The sequence below is a fragment of the Natrinema salsiterrestre genome, assembly GCF_029502005.1.
Taxonomy (GTDB): domain Archaea; phylum Halobacteriota; class Halobacteria; order Halobacteriales; family Natrialbaceae; genus Natrinema; species Natrinema salsiterrestre.
In genome coordinates this window covers 98,900-117,942 of the sequence record NZ_JAMQOT010000001.1, presented here as the reverse complement: position 1 = coordinate 117,942, position 19,043 = coordinate 98,900, and the positions used below count along the sequence as shown (strand labels likewise).

The following is a 19,043-nucleotide window of genomic DNA, read 5'->3' as shown; positions in this document are numbered from 1 at the left end:
GGTATGACAACCGGAGCAACGAACTCGACGGGCACAGAGGCGGGAGGAATCGTCCGATGAGTCCGAGTCGCACTACGATCGTCGTGCTGGTCGCGGCCGCGATGGTCGGAAGCGTCGTCGCGCTCCCGGTACTCGGCGGCAATCCCGGGGCGGTCACGGAGCCCGAGAACGGGGACGTCGACGGATCGATCGAATCGCAACTCGGGGGCGGGGAACAGGCTACACTTCACGGAGACGATTCTCGGGTGGACGCAGAACCGACAGCCGCGTCGCAATTCGACCTGGTGGATGCGGGGCCGCCCGCAGCGGACGTCGGTATTACCACGCAGACGACGGTCAGCCAGGAACAGACGGCGGCCGTCGAGGCCGGCGTCGACCAGGGGATCGCGCTCGTTCAGTCCCAGGGGATCGAGGTGACTCAGGAACAGCGGACGGCAGCGCTCGAGGGCGCTCGAGAGTCGGTGTCGCAGTCCCAGACCGTCGAGGCCGAGCAGGTGCAGGCAGCGACCAAAGGGGCCGTTCACGGGACGCTGATCCAGGAACAGTCGGTGAACGTGACGCAGATCCAAGCCGCAGTCGGCGGCGCGACGGCCGGCGGACTCTCGCAGTCCCAGTCGGTAAACGCCACCCAGTTACAGAGCGCGACTTGGGGCGGGGCACACGGTGCGGTCGCTCAGAGCCAGCGCGTGAGTGCCGAACAGATACAGGTCGCGAGCGCGGGTGCGGCCGCGGGTGCCGCGAGCGAAGCGGGCACGAAAGACGTCGGGAAAGTCTCGAAGATTCAGGAAGCCGCGCAGGGATCGGCCTACGGTGCCCTGACGCAATACCAGTCGATATCGGTCGAACAGCGCCAGCGGGTGACCCTCGAGCACGTCCAGCATGCGGCGATCGGTGCGGCCGCCGGCGCGCTCGAGGGGAGCACGCGGGCCGCGCTCGAACAGGAGCAACGGGTGGACGTCCGACAGGAACAGCGCGTCGAAACCGAGCAGCGCCAGCGAGCCACGATCAAACAGATTCAGAAAGCCGCGGCCGGGGCGGCGAAGGGTGCGCTCGTGCAGGAACAGGAGGTCTCGGTCGAGCAGACGCAGGCCGCGGCTCGCGGTGCGAGTCGGGGCTCGGTGAAGCAGGTGCAATCCGTCACCATCGTGCAGATCCAGCGAATCTCGATCACGCAGGTACAGGAAGCCTCCTTCGGTGCGGCGAAAGGTGCGATATCGCAGAGTCAGGAGGCAACGGTCGAACAGATCCAGGCCGCCGCCGACGGGGCCGCGGGCGGCGCGCTCGTCCAGCGACAGGCGGTGTCGATCACGCAGATTCAGTCGGCAGCGACCGGTGCCGCGGAGGGTGCGGTTACCAGCGCGCTCCAGCGACAGGCGGTCACCGTCGAACAGGTTCAGGCGGCCGCGTTCGGTGCCGGTGACGGCGCGGTGAGCCAGACGCAAATCGTCGACGTGACGCAGGTCCAGCGCCTCGCGTCCGGGGCCGCGAGCGGTGCGCTCGTCCAGTCACAGGCGGCGACGGTGACACAGGTCCAGATCGCGGCACGAACTGCCAGCACGGAGACCGCCCAGGTGGTCCAGTCCCAGCGGATCAGCATCACGCAACTCCAGACGCTGACACAGGAGACTGCGGCCGATGCGACCGCGTTCGCGATCGAATCGGACACCGCCGATGTGACGGTGATCACGCAACACGTCGAGGTGGAAGTCGTCCAGCGGATCGAGACCATCGACCGGATCGAGGGGACGGCCTCGATCGACTTCTCCGACCAAGAGGGGGCCGGTGAGGAAGTCACGATCGACGAAGTGTCGCTCTCCGAAGGCGGCTTCGTGGCCGTCTACGAGGGGGTCGCCGTCGACGCCGATCCCGACGACATTCGCGGCGTCTCGAGCTATCTCGAGGACGGCGAGCACGAGAACGTCACGATCGAACTCGACGAACCGCTGGCGGCGAGCACCGCGCTCGTGGCGGTCGCCCACCTCGATACGGACGGCGACGAGACGTTCCAGTACGCCGAGTCCGACGGCGAAACGGACGTGCCGTACGTCACCGACGGTGGCGCGCCGGTCATCGATGGGGCGTTCGTGACGGTCACGGACGAACCGGCGGAGCCAACCGGCACGCTGTCCGTCGCGGATCAGGTGGGTGACGGTGACACGCTCGACGTCGCGGCGGCGAACGCGTCGGTGCCGTACACCGTAATTGCGGAGTACGACGGCGAGACAGTCGAGAGCGACACGTTCGCGGCTGATGAGGGGGTGACGAATCTCACGCTCGATCTCGAGCCGCCCCTCGAGGCGAACGCGTCGATCGACGTTTCGGTGGTCGGTGAAGACGGCACTGCCCTCGCGAACGAAACGATCGAGTACGCCATCGCGGACGAACTCGACGAACCCGAGGCGACCCTCTCGGTCGACGATCAGGAGGGTGAGGGAGAAACCCTCGAGATCGACGCGGCGAGCGCCACCGTGCCGTACACCATTACGGCCGAGTACGACGGCGAGCGCGTCGACAGCGACACGTTCGAGGCCAACGAGACGGTCGCGGAGCAGACCATAGAGCTCGAGCCGCCGCTCGAAGCGAACGCGACCGTCGACGTGTCCGTTCGCGATGCGGCGGACGACGCGGTGCTCGCGAACGACTCGATCGAGTACGCGGTCGTGGAACCCGATCCGGAGGAGCCGACGGCGAACCTCACGGTGGCCGATCAGACGGGTGACGGCGAAACGATCACCGTCACGTCGGCCAACGCGTCGGTGGCGTACGCGATCACCGTCACCGACGAGACGGGCACCCAGCTCGCGGTCAGCGAGACGTTCGCGGCCAACGAAACGATCGGGCCGATGGAGTTCGACCTCGAGCCGCCGCTCGAGGAGAACGCGACGCTCGAGGTCGCGGTCGTCGCGGCCGAAGACGGGACGTCACTCGAAACGGACAGCGTCGCGTACGCGGTCGACGGCGAGGTCGAGGATTTCGACGTCGAATTCACGAGCTGTTCGCGCGCGGTGGTCACCGCGTCGCTCGAGGAAGGGGATCAGGTCGCGGCGAGCACCGGGTTCTACGATCAGGCCGGGTTCGGGAACACCATCATCGAGGACTTCGTGACTGTCGGTGACGACGTCGAGGCACCGTTTACCGGCACGATCGTCTTCGAAATCGGCGACGAGCGGAACGTGACGACCGAGGGTGACGAGGTGTTCGTCGAGATGCCCGACTACGGCACGTTCGGAACGTATATCTCCGGGATCAGTTCGCCGGAAGCGGTTCCCTTCGCTGGTATCGACTACGGGAATCCCTCGGCGGAAGCGTGCGACGATGCGGCCCGACCGGACCTGCCGTCGCTTTCGGTCGCGGAAACGACGCCGACCGACGACGGCATCGACGTGACGTTCGGGTACGAGAACCCGAACGGCGCGACGATGGCCGGAAACAGTCAGTTCGTCGACGGGACGACGACGGACGAGCCCCCGAGCGAACTCGAGCCGGGCGAGAACGCGTTCACCGTCGAGTGGACGCCCGCGAGCGACGACGAACGGCTCGTCTGGCAGGTCGACTTCGGGAACTACGGCTACGACGACCCGGTGACCGCGGCGACGCCGCCGGCCGGCGAGATCGGGGCGTCCGAGCCCGCTGCGTTCGGCGTTTCGATCTCCGAGGTTACCAGTCCGGTCGAACGGGGTGCCCAGATCGAGGTCGCGACGGAGGTCCAGAACCTCGGTGGCGAGGCCGGAACGCAGACCGTCTCGGTTGCGATCGGCGACGAAACCGTCGGTTCGGAATCGGTCACGCTCGAGGCCGGCGAGACCCAGAGCCTTTCGTTCGCTTTCGAAACTGCCGCTCTCGAGCCCGGCGACTACCCGCTCGAGGTGGCGACCGAAACGGAGACGGCCGAGACGACCGTCAGCATCGAAGAGAGCGGGGAGCCCGCCGAGTTCGCGATTACTGAGATCTCGGCTCCCGAATCCGGGGTGGCCGGCGAGGAGGTGCCGGTGACCGCGATCGTCGAGAATCAGGGTGATCTCGAGGGAACGGGGACGGTGACCTACAGCGTCGACGAGCAGGCCGTCGCCCAGTCCACCGTCTCGCTCGCGGGCGGGCAATCGGCTGAGATCCCGTTTTCGTCGACATTGCCGGAGGGGACGTCGACGCATACGGTCGCGACTGACGACGATCAGGTAACGGTGACGATCGAGGCGACACCAGCGGAAGCGACAGGGAGCGATGGCAACGCCGGTCCGGAAGCGCCGCTCGAGGATCCAGACCAGCCGGAACAATCTGAGCAGCCCGAACAACCTGAACAGCCGGAACAACCTGAGCAGCCCGAACAGCCCGAACAGCCCGAACAGCCCAATCAGTCAGGTGCGGCCGACGAAAACGGCGAATCGCCACCGGGCGTCTCGACCGGTGGCGCTGGTGAATAACCGGTACCGATGCACTGGGTACCGGTCGCTCGCCGGTTCGCGTTCCCTGCTCTCGCTCGGTGGATCGGCGACGAAAAATTCCGGCCGTATCGGTGTGCCGGAGTCGTCAGTGCTGGTGGCCGGTCGCTTCGCCGAACGTGACGCCGAAGCGCTCCTCGAAGAGGTCCATTACTTGCTCTTCCTGAGCCTCGAGTTCCTCGTCGGCGTCTTCGCCGTGGTGGACGATGTGGTGTGCGCGGCTGGCGAAGGACAGCAGCATGACGTCGCCGACCGTTTCGGCGTCGGTCTGGTCGCCCTCGGCGACGAGGTCGACGAGGCCGGAGGGAATCGTGATGTCGTCGGTCGCGCCGTCTTCGGAGCTGATCGAGAACGTCGTCGTCTGGACTTCGTCGGACATACTCCTACGGTCGGGAACCGTCCGTAAAGATGCTGTGGCTTGCACCGGGCGGACGCTCGCCGCCGGATCACGTCGGGACGAACCTCCCGTGGTGCTTTTGCTGATCGGCGACGTACTATCGCGTATGCCATCCGTCGAACTCGAGCAAGAGACGATCGAGCGGCTGGATGCACTGCGCGTCGAGGACGAGTCCTACGACGAGCTCGTCACCGAGCTGATCAACATCTACGAGACGAGCGAGTACACGCTCTTTCACGCCGGCGATTGAACGCTCTCACTCGTCGCCGGCAGTGCGTCGGACCGTCTCCCACTTCCCCTTCGACTCGAGATGTGACTGGAGTTCGTCCGCGTACTCCTGCGTGAGCCGCTCGGCGGCCTCGCGCTGGTCTTTCTCGGAGGGGCCGCTGCTCCCGCCCATGCCGAGTGCGCCCATGATCGAATCGAAAATCCCGCCGCCCGAGGAGCTCGAGCCGCCGCCCCCTCCCTGCCCGGCCATCGCTCCCATGCCGGCGTCGACGTTCTCGAGTTCGGGGATGATGCCGTCGATCTTGTCCGTGTTGGCGACGATCCGCGCCCGGTCGGGGTCGTCGGAATGTTCGATCTCGAACTCCGTGGCGGTCATGATCAGACTCCACTGCTGGTTCGAAAATTCGGATCCCTCGATTCGCGTCGCGAACTCCTGATCGACGGTCATTCGCTCCCCGACGATCCGGTCCGTCCACGGGTTGTCGCTCATGGCCGCCGGTTGGGCCGGTGGCTGTATCAGCGTTTCCCCTCTCCGTCCCGGAACTCGGCAGTTCTGGCTCTCCGTCCCGACGGGCTGGTGCCAGTGGATCGCCCCGGGAAACCGTCAGCCCGATTGACGGTCTCCCGCGTCTGGAAAACGCTCATATAGGTGTTCGATGTATGGTAACACGTATCGCAATGTACGACTGCATCCTCGTCCCGACCGACGGCTCGCGGGAAGTCGAACGCGCACTCGAGCACGCGTTCGACCTCGCGCGCATGCATAACGCGACGATCCGTGCCCTCTACGTCGTCAACGCAGCGGGCTACGGCGGGCTCCCGATGGAAGCAGCGCTTGAAGGCGTCAGCGATGCGCTTCGCGACGAGGGCCGGTCGGCGGTCGGTCGAGTCGAGGAGCTCGCACCGGACGACGTGACGGTCGAAACGGCGGTTCTCGAGGGATCACCGAGTCAGGTGATCGTCGACGAGGCCGATCCGACCGAGTGCGATCTGATCGTGATGGGAACGCACGGCCGCGGCGGGATCGATCGGCTGTTGCTCGGCAGCGTCACGGAGCGGGTCGTTCGACGGGCTTCGGTGCCCGTGCTGACGGTGCAAGTCGATCCCGACGAGGTCGACGAGCGGTCCGACGAACGACAGCTCGCGGCCGAGTGACGGAACCGGGGTCGGCTGTGAGAGCGGCGGCGGCAGGCGTTGGTAACGGAGTCCGGCATTGATTTTCCGGATAGCGGGTGTCGAAATCGGGAGTCGCGGGATATCGATCCGATCGACTCGGCTGAGAGACGACCGGTCGCGACACGGTGGGCGGATCGACCGTCGACACCTACCCGTCGCCCCGCATCGCTTCGGGGAGGAACGGGGCGACGTCGTCGTGGGCGAACTCGACGTAGTCGTCGTCGAGGCGCCTGCAGAACAATCGGAAGTCGCCGTCCGACCGGATGGACTCGAGTTTCGACTGGCCGGACCCGGGGTCGTAGTAGGCGGGAACCAGGACGGCCGTCTCGCTGTCCGGATCCGCCTCGACGACGAGGAGGTAGATCATGTTGGCCGTCTCCGCGCGGAACACGTCTACGTCTACGAACGCACAGTCCTCGGTCAGCGATTCGAGGTCCTCGTACTCTGGCCCCGGGAGGACCACGTCGAGACCCGTGCGCCTCTCGGAGTCCACGAGCACGGAGTCTCCGGGGTGGAGTTCGAGAGCCGTCCAGCCGCGCTCGCGGTACTCGTCGGCGGTCGCCGCCATGTCGTCGATGACGGACTGCCATCCAGATTGGGCTGGATCACCGCTCGATGTACCGTCTGGTGGGTTCTCGCTCATGTCTCCACCCCGTGCACCGCCGGAGATAAATGTTCTCAAGTCACGTAAGGTATTTTATGACTGCGGCGAGAACTGTCGCCGGTGACCGACTTCCTGTCCCTCTCCGGGCTCCGCACGCAGTTCGACACCACCCGCGGTGCGGTGAAGGCCGTCGACGGTATCGACCTCACTATCGAGGAGGGCGAGACCGTCGGTCTGGTCGGCGAGTCCGGGTCCGGCAAGAGCGTGACCGCACTCTCAGCAATGGACCTCGTAGACGACCCCGGCGACGTCGTCGACGGGCGCGTGTCCGTTCGAAGCGCGGCGCTCGCCGCGGATCTCGCGGCCGAGTTCGACGGTGCCGTCGCCGCGTACCCCTTCGAGCTCGTGGACGCGGTCGAGGAGGTCATCGCGGACCTCCGCGCGGGCGACGGGGTCGGCTCGGTCACGGCCGAGCTGCGGGGCATGGCCGCCGACCTCGCCGATCGCGACGATCCCGCAGCCCTCGAGTCGGCGCTCCGAGACGCGGCCGACCGACTCGAGGACGGAGCGACCCCGCTCGTGGTCGCCGACGCGCTGGCCGAGGCACTGGCGGACGCCGACGACGGGTTCGTCTATCTCGACGAGGCCGCGCGAAAGCGATTCGAGAGCGGTGCAGCCGTCGAATCGATCGCCGTCGAGGACGGCGTCGTCGACCTGACGGCCGCGCCGGAAGAGGCGATGCGGAAGGTCCGCGGCAGCGAGATGGGGATGATCTTCCAGGATCCGATGACGTCCCTGAACCCGGCCGTGACCGTCGGCGAGCAGGTCGCGGAATCGCTGCGACTCCACCGGTACGGCGAACGGAAACGGGACACGTGGCTGAACGCCGTCCGGGAAATCCTCCCGAAAATTGGCGGCCGCGAGCACGACGAGGAAGTCGTGGACGACGTCGTCGAGATCCTCACGGAGGTCGGAATTCCGGAGGCGACCACGCGGCTCGAGGAGTACCCCCACGAGTTCTCCGGCGGCATGCGCCAGCGCGTGCTCATCGCCATCGCGCTCGCCTGTCGGCCGAGCCTCCTCATCGCCGACGAACCGACGACCGCCCTCGACGTGACCATTCAGGCCCAGATACTCGACCTCATCGACGATCTCCAGGCGGAGTTCGGGATGTCGGTACTGATGATCACCCACGACCTCGGCGTGGTCGCGGAGACGTGCGATCGGGTCGCGGTGATGTACGCCGGCGAAATCGTCGAAGAGGGGCCCGTAGAGGAGATTTTCGACAATCCGAGCCATCCCTACACGTACACGCTCCTCGAGTCCATCCCGACGGAGGAGAAGGACCGACTGACGCCCATCGAGGGCAACGTCCCCGACCTCATCGACATGCCCGAGGGGTGCCACTTCGCGGATCGGTGTCCGTGGGCCCGGCCCGAGTGTCGCGACGGCGAGATCCAGTTCCGCCAGCACGGGCCGGAGGACGTCGATCACCGATCGAAATGCGTCCTCGAATCCTTCGACGAGGCGGAGTACGGCAGTGAGGGCGTGGCAGTCGACCGGGAGCACGAGGTCGGCGACCCGCTCGTCGAGATCGACGGGATGCGGAAGTACTACGAGCAGGAGGACGGGATCCTCGATCGATTCGTCGGCGAGCAGCCCAGCGTGAAGGCCGTCGACGGCGTGAGTTTCGACGTTCACGAGGGCGAGACGCTCGGGCTGGTCGGCGAGTCCGGCTGTGGCAAGTCGACGGCCGGTCGCGCCATCCTCCACCTCAATCCGCCGACGGACGGCACGGTGGTCTTCGCCGGTGAGGATCTCGGGGAGCTCTCGAAGACGGAACTCCGAGAAAAGCGCAAGGACATGCAGATGGTGTTTCAGGACCCGATGTCGAGTCTCGATCCCCGAATGACCGTCGGGCAGACCGTCATGGAGCCGCTGAAGATTCACGACCTCGCGCAGGGGAACCGCCGGCAGCGGGTCCTCGAGCTCCTCGAGGAGGTCGGCCTCGACGAGAGCCAGTACGGCCGCTACCCCCACGAACTCTCGGGCGGGCAGCGCCAGCGCGTCGGCATCGCCCGCGCGCTCGCGGTGGATCCCGACTTCATCGTCGCCGACGAGCCGGTGTCGGCGCTGGACGTCTCCGTGCAAGCGCAGATCATCAACCTCATGGAGGACCTGCAAGACGAGTTCGGGCTGACGTACCTGTTCATCGCCCACGACCTCTCGGTCGTCCGCCACATCTCGGACCGCGTCGCAGTGATGTACCTCGGCGAAATCGTCGAAGTCGCGGACACCGACGACCTGTTCGCGGACCCGAAACATCCCTACACGAACGCCTTGCTGTCGGCGATTCCCGAGCCGGACCCCTTCGCGGACACCGCCGACCGGACTATCCTGAAAGGTGACGTGCCGTCTCCGATCGATCCGCCCTCGGGCTGTCACTTCCGGACCCGGTGCCCGTCGATCATCCCGCCCGAAGAGCTGGACATCGACCAGGAGCGCTACCGCGAGGTCATGTTCTACCGACAGCGCGTGGAATCCCGCGACATCGATCTCGAGGCGGTCAGAGAGGAAGCCGTCGGCGACGCGACGGAAGCCCGCGCGGTCGCGGACGGCGGCAGCGACCTCGCCGCCGGGCTCGACGCGCAGTTCTTCGACGGACCGCTGTCGGGTCGCGCTCGCGAGGCCGTCGACGAGTCCTACCGGCACCTCGAGGACGGCGACTGGGCCGCCGCCGAGGAGGTCCTCGCGGACGCGTTCGAGAGCGTCTGTGAGCGGGAGGATCCGCAACTCGACGACGGCGATCACCCGACCGCCTGTCACATTTTCACGGACGACCAGTAGGGACACCGTCCGACGCTGTGACGACCGACCGTGCGACGCTGACCCGGTATCGGCCCATCGCCGGTGTGTTTCCGGCCACTTTCGGGCGCATTTCAACAGGTTTCCGCTGTTATTTGGGCCAAAAGAGTGCAATCGAAACCCACAGCGCGCAGTCGATCGGTATCCGTTCCGATATTTCGTCCGATAGTATTATTTATGTTGGCGAAAGGGATAGTCCTATGAACGATAATGACAGTACGGTTTCCAGGCGAAGCTTCCTGAAATCCGCTGGCAGTGCTACCGTCGTCGCGACTGCGGCGGGTTCCGTTTCCGGATGCCTCGGCGGCGGCGGTGGCGGCGGCAGTACGCTCCGCTACGGTCGCAGCTCGCACTCGGACACGCTCGACCCGCAGAACACGACCAGCGGCGAAGTCGCGAAGGTAACGAACCAGATCTACGACGGTCTCATCGACTTCCAGCCCGGCGAGGCGACCATCACCGAGAGCCTCGCGACGGACTGGTCGATGGACGGCGAAGAGGTCACGCTCCAGCTCCGCGAGGACGCGCAGTTCGACGACGGCACCGACTTTACCGCGGACGACTTCGTCGCGACCTACCGGCGGTTCGTCGACGACGAATACGAGTACCACTTCGAGGAGGCGTCCGCGTACGGGCCGTTCACGCTCGGTAACTGGATCGACTCCGTCTCGGCCGACGGCGACTACACCCTGAACGTCACGCTCACGCAGCCGTACGCGCCGTTCCTGCGCAACCTCGCGATGTTCGCCGCCGTCGTCCTTCCACAGGACGGCATCGAGGGCGACCTCGACTTCAATTCGGACGCCAACGGCACCGGCCCGTTCCAGCTCGAGGAACTCGACGACTCGAACGGCCGCATCCTGCTCACTCCCAACGACAACTACTGGGGCGACGGCCCGAACGTGGACGAGCTCCTGTTCATCGAGCGCGGACAGAACTCCACGCGCACCCAGGCCCTCGTCGAAGGGGAACTCGAAATCATCGACAACCTCGCACCGACCAATATCGAGTCCGTCGAGGAGGAAGACGGCGTCGCAATCGAGTCCGGACAGGGTATCAACATCGGGTATATGTCGTTCAACATGTCCCGCGTGGAGGCGTTCCGTGACGCCCGGGTCCGGCAAGCGATCAGTCACGCAATCGATACCGAATCGATCGTCAACGAGGTCTACTCCGGTATCGCGGAGCAGGCCGACCAGCCGTGTCCGCCGGCGCTCTTCGGACACAACGACGATCTCAGTCCGTACGCGTACGACCCGGAGGAGGCTCAGTCTCTGCTGGACGAAACCGAGTACAGTGACGGCTTCTCGTTCGAACTGACGACCTTCCAGAACGCCCGCGGCTACAACCCGGCGCCGCTTCCGACGGCGGAGACCATCCGGACGAACCTCGAGGAGATCGGCATCGAGGTCACTATCGACGAGCGGCAGTTCTCGGACTACCTCACCTACACCTCCGAGGGGAGACACGACGCGTCCCTGGCCGGCTGGTACACGGACAACGCCGACCCGGACAACTTCTACTACGTCCTCCTCCACCCGCAGGTCGACTCCCCCGACGGACAGGACTGGGTCGACTGGGGCACTGAGGGATTCAATACGTCCAACCGGAGCGCGTGGGCGAACCAGGAGTACATGGACCTCGTCGAGGAGGCACAGCGGACGGCAGATGAAGACGAGCGTGCCAGTATTTATGCCGAGGCAGCACAGATCGCCCACGACGAAGCGCCGTGGGTTTACATCGACTACGCCGACGAGATCCGCGGCGTCCGCAACAACGTCAGTAACTACACCGTCTCCGCTATCGGTGGCCCGCACCTCCACCTGGTTGACGTCGAGTAACGCCTCGGATAGATAGAACGGTATTTGGATCTCGAATTTCCACCTTCGAATAATGATATCAAAGCGGTTCGTGGCCAAACGCCTGCTGTTGCTCGGTCCGGTGCTGTTCGGAGTGGCGACAGTGGTCTTCGGTATCCTCCACCTCTCGCCGGGGGACCCTGCGATCGCCATCGCGGGTGACCGCGCGAGTCAGGAGTTCATCGATCAGGTTCGACGCGATCTCGGCCTCGACGACCCGTTGTGGCAACAGTACCTCCGATTCCTCCGGGACACTGCGACGCTCGAGTTCGGACAGTCCTACCAGGTCCGGCGGGGGACCGACGTCAGCGCGATCCTCGCCGACCGACTCCCAATCACGATCGAACTCGCCATTCTCGGGCAGATAGCGGGCCTGCTGTTCGGGCTGCCACTCGGCATCCTGAGTGCCGTCAAGAAGGATACGCTAACCGATCACTTCTCCCGAATCGGGGCGCTCACTGGCATCAGCATCCCGATCTACTGGAGCGGGCCGCTCCTCATCCTGCTGTTCGCACAGATCCTGGGCGTTCTCCCGACGAGCGGCCGTATCGGCTCCTCGCACTTCATCGACTCGAGGACCGGATTCATCCTCGTCGACACCCTGCTCGCCGGTGACATGGCGGCGTTTCAGTCCGCGGTCCGACACCTGTTCATGCCCGTCGTCGTGCTCGGCGTCTACTCGATGGCGTTCATCTCCAGGATGATGCGATCGTCGATGCTGGAGGTCGTCAGACAGGACTACATGCGGACGGCCCGCGCGAAAGGGCAGGGCGCGAAGACGACGATCATGAAACACGGGCTCCGGAACGCGTTCATTCCCGTTATTACGATCATCGGGATTCAGTTCGGCTCGATGCTCGGCGGCACCGTGCTGACCGAGACCGTCTTCGAGATCAACGGGATCGGGACGCTGCTCGTCTCCGCTATCAACCAGAGCGACTACCCGGTCGTGCAGGCGACCGTCCTCGTCTTCGCGTTCATGTACACGCTTGTAAACCTCTTCGTCGACATCACGTACTCCATCCTTGACCCACGGATCGAACAATGAGCACGGAAACGAAATCTACGGACGTCGAGCGCGGTATCACCGAGCGCATCCGCGCCAGCCCGTTCCTCACGGAGCTGCTGTCGAATCGTATCGCCGTCATCGGGCTCAGCATCATCGCCGGAATGGTTCTCGTCGCCGTCTACGCTCGAGTCGCGTACGATCTCGGCGCCATCGTCGCCACCCAGTTCGGGACCAACCCGACCGAGGCGGCTCCGAGCGCCGCGTTCTGGTTCGGAACGGACGGACAGGCCCGCGACATCTTCCCGCGCGTCCTGTACGGCGCGTGGTACGCGCTGAAGTTCGGGACCGCGACGGTCCTCGCGTCCACGGTCCTCGGTATCGCCGCCGGCATCGTCGCGGCGTACTACGGGGACCTCACGGACAACGTGATCATGCGGACGATGGACGTGCTCCTCTCGTTCCCGTCGCTGTTGCTGGCGCTCGCGCTCGTCACCGTCTTCCCCGAGTCGCTCGGGCTGTGGCGCGCGGTCGCCGCGCTCACCCTCGTCTACACGCCGCGGTTCGCCCGCGTCGTCCGCGGCGCGGCGCTGAAAGTCCTCGAGGACGAGTACATCGAGGCGACGCGGGCGCTCGGCGCGACCGATCCGCGGCTGTTGATTCGCCACGTCCTGCCGAACTGTCTGGCACCGATCACCGTCCAGTCGACGCTGAACTACGGGCTGGCGATCATCGACATCGCGGCGCTGTCGTTCCTCGGGTTCGGTGCGAGCCCCGGCGACCCGTCGTGGGGAATGATGCTCGCCGAGGGCGTCGAGCGCGGCCTGTTCTCGGGGTCGTGGTGGTGGTCGTTCTTCCCCGGCCTGTTCCTCGCGCTCACCGTGCTCGGATTCAACCTCCTCGGCGACGGGATGCGAGACGCCCTCGATCCGCGGATGCGAGATGCCGTCGACTGATCGTCCTGTCGCCGTCTCGAAGACCCGGCTCGAGCGGACTCAGCGACTCGTGGCCGCCGCCGCTCGCTGGGCGGCCGTCGGAGCCGTGCTCGGGACGGCCGTCTCGCTGGGGCTACTGACGGTCTGGTCGGCTCGAGGCGCGACCGATACGGCGTTCGCGCTCGGGGCGCTCGTGCTCGGGTTCGGCGTCACCGCGTGGTCGACGGCGGTCGGCCTCGGACGGACCATCGAGGGGATGCAGGACCGCCTCGACGTGAGTTCCGGGTGGACGGAAGCCAGCGCTCGCGAGGCGTTTTTCGTGATCTCGTGGACGGGCGCGGGGTGGGTCGTCGCCGCGGCCGCCTGCTCTATCCTGCTGGGCGTCTGAGAGGGGCGCTCCGCGGGCGAATGCGGGGCTCTGTCCGCGACCCGCTCGAAATCGACTCGGATCAGACGGGGCGCAGGTGCTCGCAGTCGCCCGCCGAAACCGTCACCCGGCCGTCGTCGGTTTCGACCACGAGGGCACCGGACTCCGTGACGTCGACCGCTTCGCCGACGATCTCGCCCGCGGGGCGGTCGACGCGTACGCGCTGCCCGATGGTCAACGCCAGCTCGCGCCACGCGGGGACGACGGAATCGAGGTCGGTCCGGTAGCGATCGAACTCCTCGAGGAGCCGCTGGACGAAGCGGCGACGGTCGACGTCGTCGGCCTCGTCGCGGACGCTGGTCGCACCCTCTGGGAGCCCGTCGGAATCGAGGTTCGCGTTGACGCCGATGCCGGCGACGAGCCAGTCCACTCGATCGGTCTGGCCCTCCATCTCGGTGAGAATCCCGGCGAGTTTTCGGTACGCTCCGTCGTCGCCGACCGGGACGACCACGTCGTTCGGCCACTTGATCCGGGCGTCGACGCCGGCTTCTCGCGCGACCGTCGCGGTCGCGACCGACGCCGCGAGCGTGTACAGCGGTGCCTCCGCGGGTGTGATCGTCGGCCGCGTTACGAGGCTTACCCAGACGCCGCCCGCGGGCGCAGACCACTCGCGCTCGAGGCGGCCGCGACCGCCCGTCTGTTCGTCCGCGACGACGGCGACGTCCGTTTCTCCGTCGGTCGCGAGCTCGCGCGCTCGGTCGTTCGTACTTCCCAGGGAGTCGTGATACTCGATCGAGAACGGGGCCTCGAGTCCGAACTCGATCGCGGGGGCGTTGTACGCGTCGACGCCGGCGAGTTCGTAGCCGTTGGACCCGCTCTCGATCTCGAAGTCGGCCGCCCGAAGCCCGTCGATGTGCTTCCAGACCGCCGCCCGCGAGATACCGAGCTCGTCGGCCAGCGCCGGCCCGGAGACCGGTCCCTCGGCGAGGGCCTCGAGGATCGCTCGTCGCGTTTCGTTCATGGCCCGGTAAGGTGTCCGCTCGTACTTCAATCGGCCGGATCCGTCGATCTCGACCCCGTTTGTTACCACCGTGACGTATCGGTTCGACTGCCGGTCCCTAGGCTTTTGCCGGTCGTGCTCGGACGTTCGTACGGGGTGAAAAGCGCTAGCACAACCCATGAAAATCGGCGAGCGCTGTACGGTCTGCGAAACGCGCATCGGCGAGGGGGAGATTCAGCACTGCGAGACGTGCGGTCGGGGAGTCCACGATCCGTGTGAGGAGTACGAGACGACGTTCGAATGTCGCCACTGCGGGGACGAGACGTGGATCGGGACGGTCGAGTTCTGACCGGGTCGGCCGTATTTCGACGCGTCTAGAGCAACCGATCGGCGATGATGTTCTTCTGAATCTCGCTCGTCCCGTCGTAGATCTTCGTGATCCTGGCGTCACGGTAGAAGCGCTCGACCGGGTGATCCGAGACGTAGCCCGCACCCCCGTGGACCTGTAGCGCCTCGTCGGTGACGTCGACGGCCCGCTCGCTCGCGAACAGTTTCGCCATCGACGCCAGTCTCGTCGCGCGGCCGTCGGCGCCCGACTCGAGTGCGGCCCCCGCGCGATAGGCGAGCGAGCGCGCCGCTTCGACGTTCGTCGCCATCTCGGCGATCTTGTGCCGGATCGCCTGAAACTCCGAAATCTTCCGGTCGAACTGTTCGCGCTCGGTCGCGTAGGCGATGGCTTCCTCGAGCGCGGCCTGTGCCACGCCGGTCGCCTGGGCGGCGACGTCGGCGCGGGCGGGTGCGAAAAAGCCCATGAGCTGGTAGAACCCCTCGTCGACCTCGCCGACGACGTTCTCCTCGGGGACGCGGAGGTCGTCGAGAACGATTTCCGCGGTGTCCTGTGCCCTGATCCCGAGCTTGTTCGTGATCGCCGTGGCCTCGTAGCCGTCGACGTCCGTCGGCGTGAGGAACGCGGTGATGCCGTTGTGGCCTTTTTTTGGCGAGGTTTTCGCCATGACGATCGCGACGTCGGCGACGGTGCCGTTGGTGATCCACATCTTCTGGCCGTCGATCACCCACTCGCTCCCGTCTTTCTCCGCACGTGTTTCCATTCCCGCGACGTTCGACCCGTGTGCGGGCTCGGAGATCCCGGTCGCGATCGGCGTTTCCCCCGCGGTGACCCGCGGGAGCCACTCCTCGCACATCCACTCGTCGCCGTACTCGACGAGCATCCCGGTACCGAAATCCGCCGCGGAGATCGACCCGCCGACCCCGGGATCGGCGCGCCAGAGTTCTTCGGTGACGATGATCGTCGAAATCGGGTCCATTCCCGCGCCGCCGTACGCTTCGGGAACGTGGGGCGCGACGAGGTCGAGATCGGCCGCCGCCGCGAGCAGTTCGGACGGATAGCGGTGGTCGGCTTCGTACTCCGCCGCGACCGGCCGGATCTCGGCGTCCCCGAACTCCCGGACCGCGTCGCGGATCGCCTGCTGCTCCGCAGTGAGCTGAAACGACATACCACGACCTCGAGCGGACGGATCGTCAAACCATCGGCTCCGCCCGAGAAACGTGTGACTCGAGACCTCGTCGGGGAATAGCGTCGGCGTCTACGATCGAAGTTCGCGAAGCTTCTCGCGGCCCGGCGCGATCAGTTCGTCGAGGTAGCTCGCGAGCGTCCCCTTCGCGTCGGCGGGGTGGAGTTCGCCCGAGTCGAGGTCTTCGGCGAGGTCCTCGTAGCCCTCGTAGGTCAGATCGCCGCCGTACTTGTCGGGCCGCTCGACGACGACTTCCTCGAACCGCGGGAAGACGTGGTACTCGAACAGCTCGAGGACGGGGTTCTCGAGGTCGTCCTCCGGCTCCCGCGTCGGCGGACAGAACGCCGAGTTGACCTTCTCTTCGAGCTCCTCGGTCGAGTCCTCCATCGAGATGCTGATCCCCTCGCTCGAGGACATCTTGCCTTCGCCGCTGGTGAGGTCGGCGACGATGGGCGTGTGGATCGCCGGCCGGACGTCGTAGTCGAGTTCCGGCAGCTTCTCGCGGGCGAGCATGTGGACCTTCCGCTGGTCCAACCCGCCGACGGCCAGATCGAGGTCGAGGTACTCGATGTCCAGCGTCTGCATCAGCGGGTAGACGAGGTGGCTCACCTTGGCCGTCTCGTCGCCCTGGATCTCCGCCATCGCGCGCTGGGCGCGGTTCATCGTCGTCTCGCGCTCGAGGTGGTGGAGATCGAGGGTGTACTCTTCCTCGAGCTGGAACTCGGAGCCGTAGACGAACTCCGTCTGTGCCTCGTCGAGCCCGTAGGCGAGGAACTGGGCTTTCATCTGCTCGGCGGTGTCCCGGATCTCCTCGAACGTCCCCTTCTCGTTGAGGTAGGCGTGGACGTCCGCGAGCAGGACGACGACCTCCATGCCCGCGTCCTGGAGATCGATGAGTTTGTTCGCGGTCAGGAGGTGGCCGAGGTGGAGCACGCCCGAGGGCTCGTAGCCGACGTAGGCGCGTTTCCCCGCCGGATCCTCGGCGAGGTCGCGGACCTCCTCGTCGGTGACGACCTCCTCGGCGTTGCGCGTCAGCAGCTCGTAGGCGTCCATGTGGGAGGGAAACCGGAGGAGGAATTTATACCTCCTGAAAAGCGCTCGCTCCGACTCGAGCGAGCGGTCGAACCGGGGCGCTCAGAACGGCTTCAGGACGTTTTCGACGCGATCGCGCGCCGTGCCGGCCAGGTAGCCGGTCGCCGCGCCGACGCCGGCTCCGACGGCACCGCCCGCCGGGCCGGCGACGCCGCCGACTTTGCCGCCGAGTTTCGCTCCCTCGGCCGCGCCGCGGGAGGCGTGCTCCGATCGTAGACACGGTGGCTCGAGCGATGGCATCGGTCGACTGTTCGAACCAGTGATAGATAATAGTTGGTCTCGCGTTACCGACAGCGATGCGACCCCGTCTCGGAACGAGGCCGCTACGCGGAGACCTCGTGAACGGTCGTTCTGCCGTCCCGTTTTATACGGATCCGGTATCCACGATAGGAAAATGCGAGGGTGGCGTCGCCGCGAGACGGCGGTTGCGACCCGAAAAAGTTGGAGACGAGGCTATCGATATCGCGATAGATGGGCGAGAGTTCCGTCGGCTCGACGTCGTCGATATCGGCGATGAGTTCGACGAGCTGAACCATCTGATCGCCCTGATCGGTGTCCAATTGCCGTTGTAGCACGACGTCTTCGTTCGTGGCATCGATCGGCTCGCTCATCAGTGGTGGAGACATCGGACCCAGGGCGCATAACGATTGTACTGGCCCGTGCGTGTCACGCGCCCGCATGGAACACGAGTCGGATACTGCCAGTCAGAGATCGCCCGATCGAATCCGTTCCTCGGCCGCCTCGAGCGCCCGTTCCCGGTCGAAGTCGTCGATGATCGCCTGGAGCTCGTCGTCGTCCGCGTCGGCCAGTTCCCGCGCGTGCTCGGTGATGGCCGGCACGGCGCGAATGATGTTATCGACGATCGGCACGTCGGCCACCTGCGGCGATCGCGACAGCGGGTTGAGGTCGATCACGATCTCGGTCTTTCCCATCTCGTCTAAGGCTTCGGCCCGGTCGCCGTCCTCGAGCGGGACGAGCACGACGTCGGCCTCGTAGATCCCCTCGGCGTCGACTTTCGACCGCTTGTGATCCAGGTTCGGGATCCGCGCGTCGGCCTCGAGTCCCTTCACGTCGTCCGCACCGTGTTCGCGGAGGTGTTCGGCGATGGCCGTGAGTCGCTCCGGCGTGCGGTTGAAGAGGTTGACCTCGAGGTCCGCGCCCGTGGCATCGGCGAGGGCGACCATCTCGGCGGGGACCAGCGCCGCGACGTTGCCGTTGATCGAGAGGACGGGATGATCGGCGAGCAGGAGCTGGGCCGCGGCCGCCCGTTCCGCGTCGTTCGCGCTCGGGATCGTCTCCTCACCGAGCAGGTAGTCGAACGCGCTGCCTCGTCCCTCGGCGTGCATCCCCTGGAGGTGCGTGATTCCCTTCTCGACGCCCTTCTCGATCCGATGGCGGGTGATCAAGTCCTGGTATCTGGGGTGATCCTCCGGGATCTCCTCCTCGTGCTCGACCTCGGCGGAGACGGTGTCGTAATCGCTCACGATCGACCACTGGATTGGGGCGATAAAAAACGGCCCGATCGGTCGCGGAGAAACCGCTC

18 protein-coding genes are annotated in these 19,043 nt (G+C 66.0%); 9 read left to right on the top strand and 9 right to left on the bottom strand.

What is annotated here, in order from left to right; translation table 11 throughout:
* The first annotated feature begins 56 nt into the window (after positions 1-56).
* A complete protein-coding gene (locus NDI89_RS00505; RefSeq protein WP_277519511.1) occupies positions 57-4,421 on the top strand; it encodes a DUF7282 domain-containing protein in 4,365 nt (1,454 codons plus the stop codon).
* A 106-nt stretch (positions 4,422-4,527) separates the two neighbouring features.
* On the opposite strand, the gene NDI89_RS00500 is transcribed toward NDI89_RS00505, so the two are convergent.
* Positions 4,528-4,818 (bottom strand): DUF7545 family protein, encoded by a 291-nt coding sequence (locus tag NDI89_RS00500; RefSeq protein ID WP_226007560.1) that lies wholly within the window; start codon positions 4,816-4,818, stop codon positions 4,528-4,530.
* A gap of 124 nt (positions 4,819-4,942) precedes the next feature.
* Between NDI89_RS00500 and NDI89_RS00495 the strand changes: the two genes are divergently transcribed.
* The gene (locus NDI89_RS00495) at positions 4,943-5,086 is read left to right on the top strand and encodes a DUF7557 family protein (RefSeq protein WP_277519509.1); all 144 of its coding nucleotides are present in this window, start codon (positions 4,943-4,945) and stop codon (positions 5,084-5,086) included.
* A 6-nt stretch (positions 5,087-5,092) separates the two neighbouring features.
* Here NDI89_RS00495 and NDI89_RS00490 read toward each other — a convergent pair whose 3' ends face one another.
* Positions 5,093-5,554 (bottom strand): DUF5799 family protein, encoded by a 462-nt coding sequence (locus tag NDI89_RS00490; protein WP_277519508.1) that lies wholly within the window; start codon positions 5,552-5,554, stop codon positions 5,093-5,095.
* A 188-nt stretch (positions 5,555-5,742) separates the two neighbouring features.
* Here NDI89_RS00490 and NDI89_RS00485 point away from each other — a divergent pair, with 188 nt between their 5' ends.
* On the top strand, positions 5,743-6,219 hold the full coding sequence (locus NDI89_RS00485) for a universal stress protein (RefSeq protein WP_277520487.1): 477 nt from the start codon (positions 5,743-5,745) through the stop codon (positions 6,217-6,219).
* A gap of 169 nt (positions 6,220-6,388) precedes the next feature.
* On the opposite strand, the gene NDI89_RS00480 is transcribed toward NDI89_RS00485, so the two are convergent.
* Positions 6,389-6,883: a DUF7529 family protein gene (locus NDI89_RS00480; protein WP_277519507.1), complete on the bottom strand. Its 495-nt coding sequence runs from the start codon at positions 6,881-6,883 to the stop codon at positions 6,389-6,391.
* An 81-nt stretch (positions 6,884-6,964) separates the two neighbouring features.
* On the opposite strand from NDI89_RS00480, the gene NDI89_RS00470 reads away from it, so the two are divergent.
* From NDI89_RS00470 to NDI89_RS00450, 5 genes are all read left to right on the top strand, one after another.
* On the top strand, positions 6,965-9,691 hold the full coding sequence (locus NDI89_RS00470; protein WP_345781960.1) for an ABC transporter ATP-binding protein: 2,727 nt from the start codon (positions 6,965-6,967) through the stop codon (positions 9,689-9,691).
* Positions 9,692-9,909: 218 nt separating this feature from the next.
* Complete coding sequence (locus NDI89_RS00465; protein WP_277519506.1) at positions 9,910-11,550, top strand: ABC transporter substrate-binding protein; 1,641 nt, start codon at positions 9,910-9,912, stop codon at positions 11,548-11,550.
* A 52-nt stretch (positions 11,551-11,602) separates the two neighbouring features.
* On the top strand, positions 11,603-12,616 hold the full coding sequence (locus NDI89_RS00460; RefSeq protein ID WP_277519505.1) for an ABC transporter permease: 1,014 nt from the start codon (positions 11,603-11,605) through the stop codon (positions 12,614-12,616).
* Positions 12,613-13,530 (top strand): ABC transporter permease, encoded by a 918-nt coding sequence (locus NDI89_RS00455; RefSeq protein WP_277519504.1) that lies wholly within the window; start codon positions 12,613-12,615, stop codon positions 13,528-13,530. The genes NDI89_RS00460 and NDI89_RS00455 overlap by 4 nt, the downstream gene beginning before the upstream one ends.
* Positions 13,517-13,897, top strand: coding sequence for a DUF7268 family protein (locus NDI89_RS00450; RefSeq protein WP_277519503.1), 381 nt, complete (start codon positions 13,517-13,519; stop codon positions 13,895-13,897). The genes NDI89_RS00455 and NDI89_RS00450 overlap by 14 nt, the downstream gene beginning before the upstream one ends.
* Before the next feature lie 61 nt (positions 13,898-13,958).
* On the opposite strand, the gene NDI89_RS00445 is transcribed toward NDI89_RS00450, so the two are convergent.
* A complete protein-coding gene (locus NDI89_RS00445; protein WP_277519502.1) occupies positions 13,959-14,897 on the bottom strand; it encodes a biotin--[acetyl-CoA-carboxylase] ligase in 939 nt (312 codons plus the stop codon).
* Positions 14,898-15,054: 157 nt separating this feature from the next.
* Here NDI89_RS00445 and NDI89_RS00440 point away from each other — a divergent pair, with 157 nt between their 5' ends.
* Positions 15,055-15,225 (top strand): hypothetical protein, encoded by a 171-nt coding sequence (locus NDI89_RS00440; RefSeq protein ID WP_277519501.1) that lies wholly within the window; start codon positions 15,055-15,057, stop codon positions 15,223-15,225.
* 25 nt (positions 15,226-15,250) lie between these two features.
* On the opposite strand, the gene NDI89_RS00435 is transcribed toward NDI89_RS00440, so the two are convergent.
* The 5 genes from NDI89_RS00435 to NDI89_RS00415 all read right to left on the bottom strand — a co-directional run bounded on the left by NDI89_RS00435 (position 15,251) and on the right by NDI89_RS00415 (position 18,984).
* The gene (locus tag NDI89_RS00435) at positions 15,251-16,390 is read right to left on the bottom strand and encodes an acyl-CoA dehydrogenase family protein (protein ID WP_277519500.1); all 1,140 of its coding nucleotides are present in this window, start codon (positions 16,388-16,390) and stop codon (positions 15,251-15,253) included.
* 90 nt (positions 16,391-16,480) lie between these two features.
* Positions 16,481-17,461 carry a tyrosine--tRNA ligase gene (locus NDI89_RS00430; RefSeq protein ID WP_277519499.1) on the bottom strand — a complete coding sequence of 327 codons (981 nt, stop codon included), beginning with the start codon at positions 17,459-17,461 and terminating at the stop codon, positions 16,481-16,483.
* An 81-nt stretch (positions 17,462-17,542) separates the two neighbouring features.
* Complete coding sequence (locus NDI89_RS00425; RefSeq protein WP_277519498.1) at positions 17,543-17,740, bottom strand: hypothetical protein; 198 nt, start codon at positions 17,738-17,740, stop codon at positions 17,543-17,545.
* An 83-nt stretch (positions 17,741-17,823) separates the two neighbouring features.
* A complete protein-coding gene (locus NDI89_RS00420; RefSeq protein ID WP_277519497.1) occupies positions 17,824-18,111 on the bottom strand; it encodes a HalOD1 output domain-containing protein in 288 nt (95 codons plus the stop codon).
* A gap of 93 nt (positions 18,112-18,204) precedes the next feature.
* A complete protein-coding gene (locus tag NDI89_RS00415) occupies positions 18,205-18,984 on the bottom strand; it encodes a 4-phosphopantoate--beta-alanine ligase (RefSeq protein ID WP_277519496.1) in 780 nt (259 codons plus the stop codon).
* Between the last annotated feature and the right edge of the window lie 59 nt (positions 18,985-19,043).

What these genes read in the sequence shown, in the direction of transcription:
- NDI89_RS00505 (WP_277519511.1), top strand. Translation starts at nt 57, where the DNA reads ATGAGTCCGAGTCGCACTACGATCGTCGTGCTGGTCGCGGCCGCGATG.
- NDI89_RS00500 (WP_226007560.1), bottom strand. Translation starts at nt 4,818, where the DNA reads ATGTCCGACGAAGTCCAGACGACGACGTTCTCGATCAGCTCCGAAGAC.
- NDI89_RS00495 (WP_277519509.1), top strand. Translation starts at nt 4,943, where the DNA reads ATGCCATCCGTCGAACTCGAGCAAGAGACGATCGAGCGGCTGGATGCA.
- NDI89_RS00490 (WP_277519508.1), bottom strand. Translation starts at nt 5,554, where the DNA reads ATGAGCGACAACCCGTGGACGGACCGGATCGTCGGGGAGCGAATGACC.
- NDI89_RS00485 (WP_277520487.1), top strand. Translation starts at nt 5,743, where the DNA reads ATGTACGACTGCATCCTCGTCCCGACCGACGGCTCGCGGGAAGTCGAA.
- NDI89_RS00480 (WP_277519507.1), bottom strand. Translation starts at nt 6,883, where the DNA reads ATGAGCGAGAACCCACCAGACGGTACATCGAGCGGTGATCCAGCCCAA.
- NDI89_RS00465 (WP_277519506.1), top strand. Translation starts at nt 9,910, where the DNA reads ATGAACGATAATGACAGTACGGTTTCCAGGCGAAGCTTCCTGAAATCC.
- NDI89_RS00460 (WP_277519505.1), top strand. Translation starts at nt 11,603, where the DNA reads ATGATATCAAAGCGGTTCGTGGCCAAACGCCTGCTGTTGCTCGGTCCG.
- NDI89_RS00455 (WP_277519504.1), top strand. Translation starts at nt 12,613, where the DNA reads ATGAGCACGGAAACGAAATCTACGGACGTCGAGCGCGGTATCACCGAG.
- NDI89_RS00450 (WP_277519503.1), top strand. Translation starts at nt 13,517, where the DNA reads ATGCCGTCGACTGATCGTCCTGTCGCCGTCTCGAAGACCCGGCTCGAG.
- NDI89_RS00445 (WP_277519502.1), bottom strand. Translation starts at nt 14,897, where the DNA reads ATGAACGAAACGCGACGAGCGATCCTCGAGGCCCTCGCCGAGGGACCG.
- NDI89_RS00440 (WP_277519501.1), top strand. Translation starts at nt 15,055, where the DNA reads ATGAAAATCGGCGAGCGCTGTACGGTCTGCGAAACGCGCATCGGCGAG.
- NDI89_RS00435 (WP_277519500.1), bottom strand. Translation starts at nt 16,390, where the DNA reads ATGTCGTTTCAGCTCACTGCGGAGCAGCAGGCGATCCGCGACGCGGTC.
- NDI89_RS00430 (WP_277519499.1), bottom strand. Translation starts at nt 17,461, where the DNA reads ATGGACGCCTACGAGCTGCTGACGCGCAACGCCGAGGAGGTCGTCACC.
- NDI89_RS00425 (WP_277519498.1), bottom strand. Translation starts at nt 17,740, where the DNA reads ATGCCATCGCTCGAGCCACCGTGTCTACGATCGGAGCACGCCTCCCGC.
- NDI89_RS00420 (WP_277519497.1), bottom strand. Translation starts at nt 18,111, where the DNA reads ATGAGCGAGCCGATCGATGCCACGAACGAAGACGTCGTGCTACAACGG.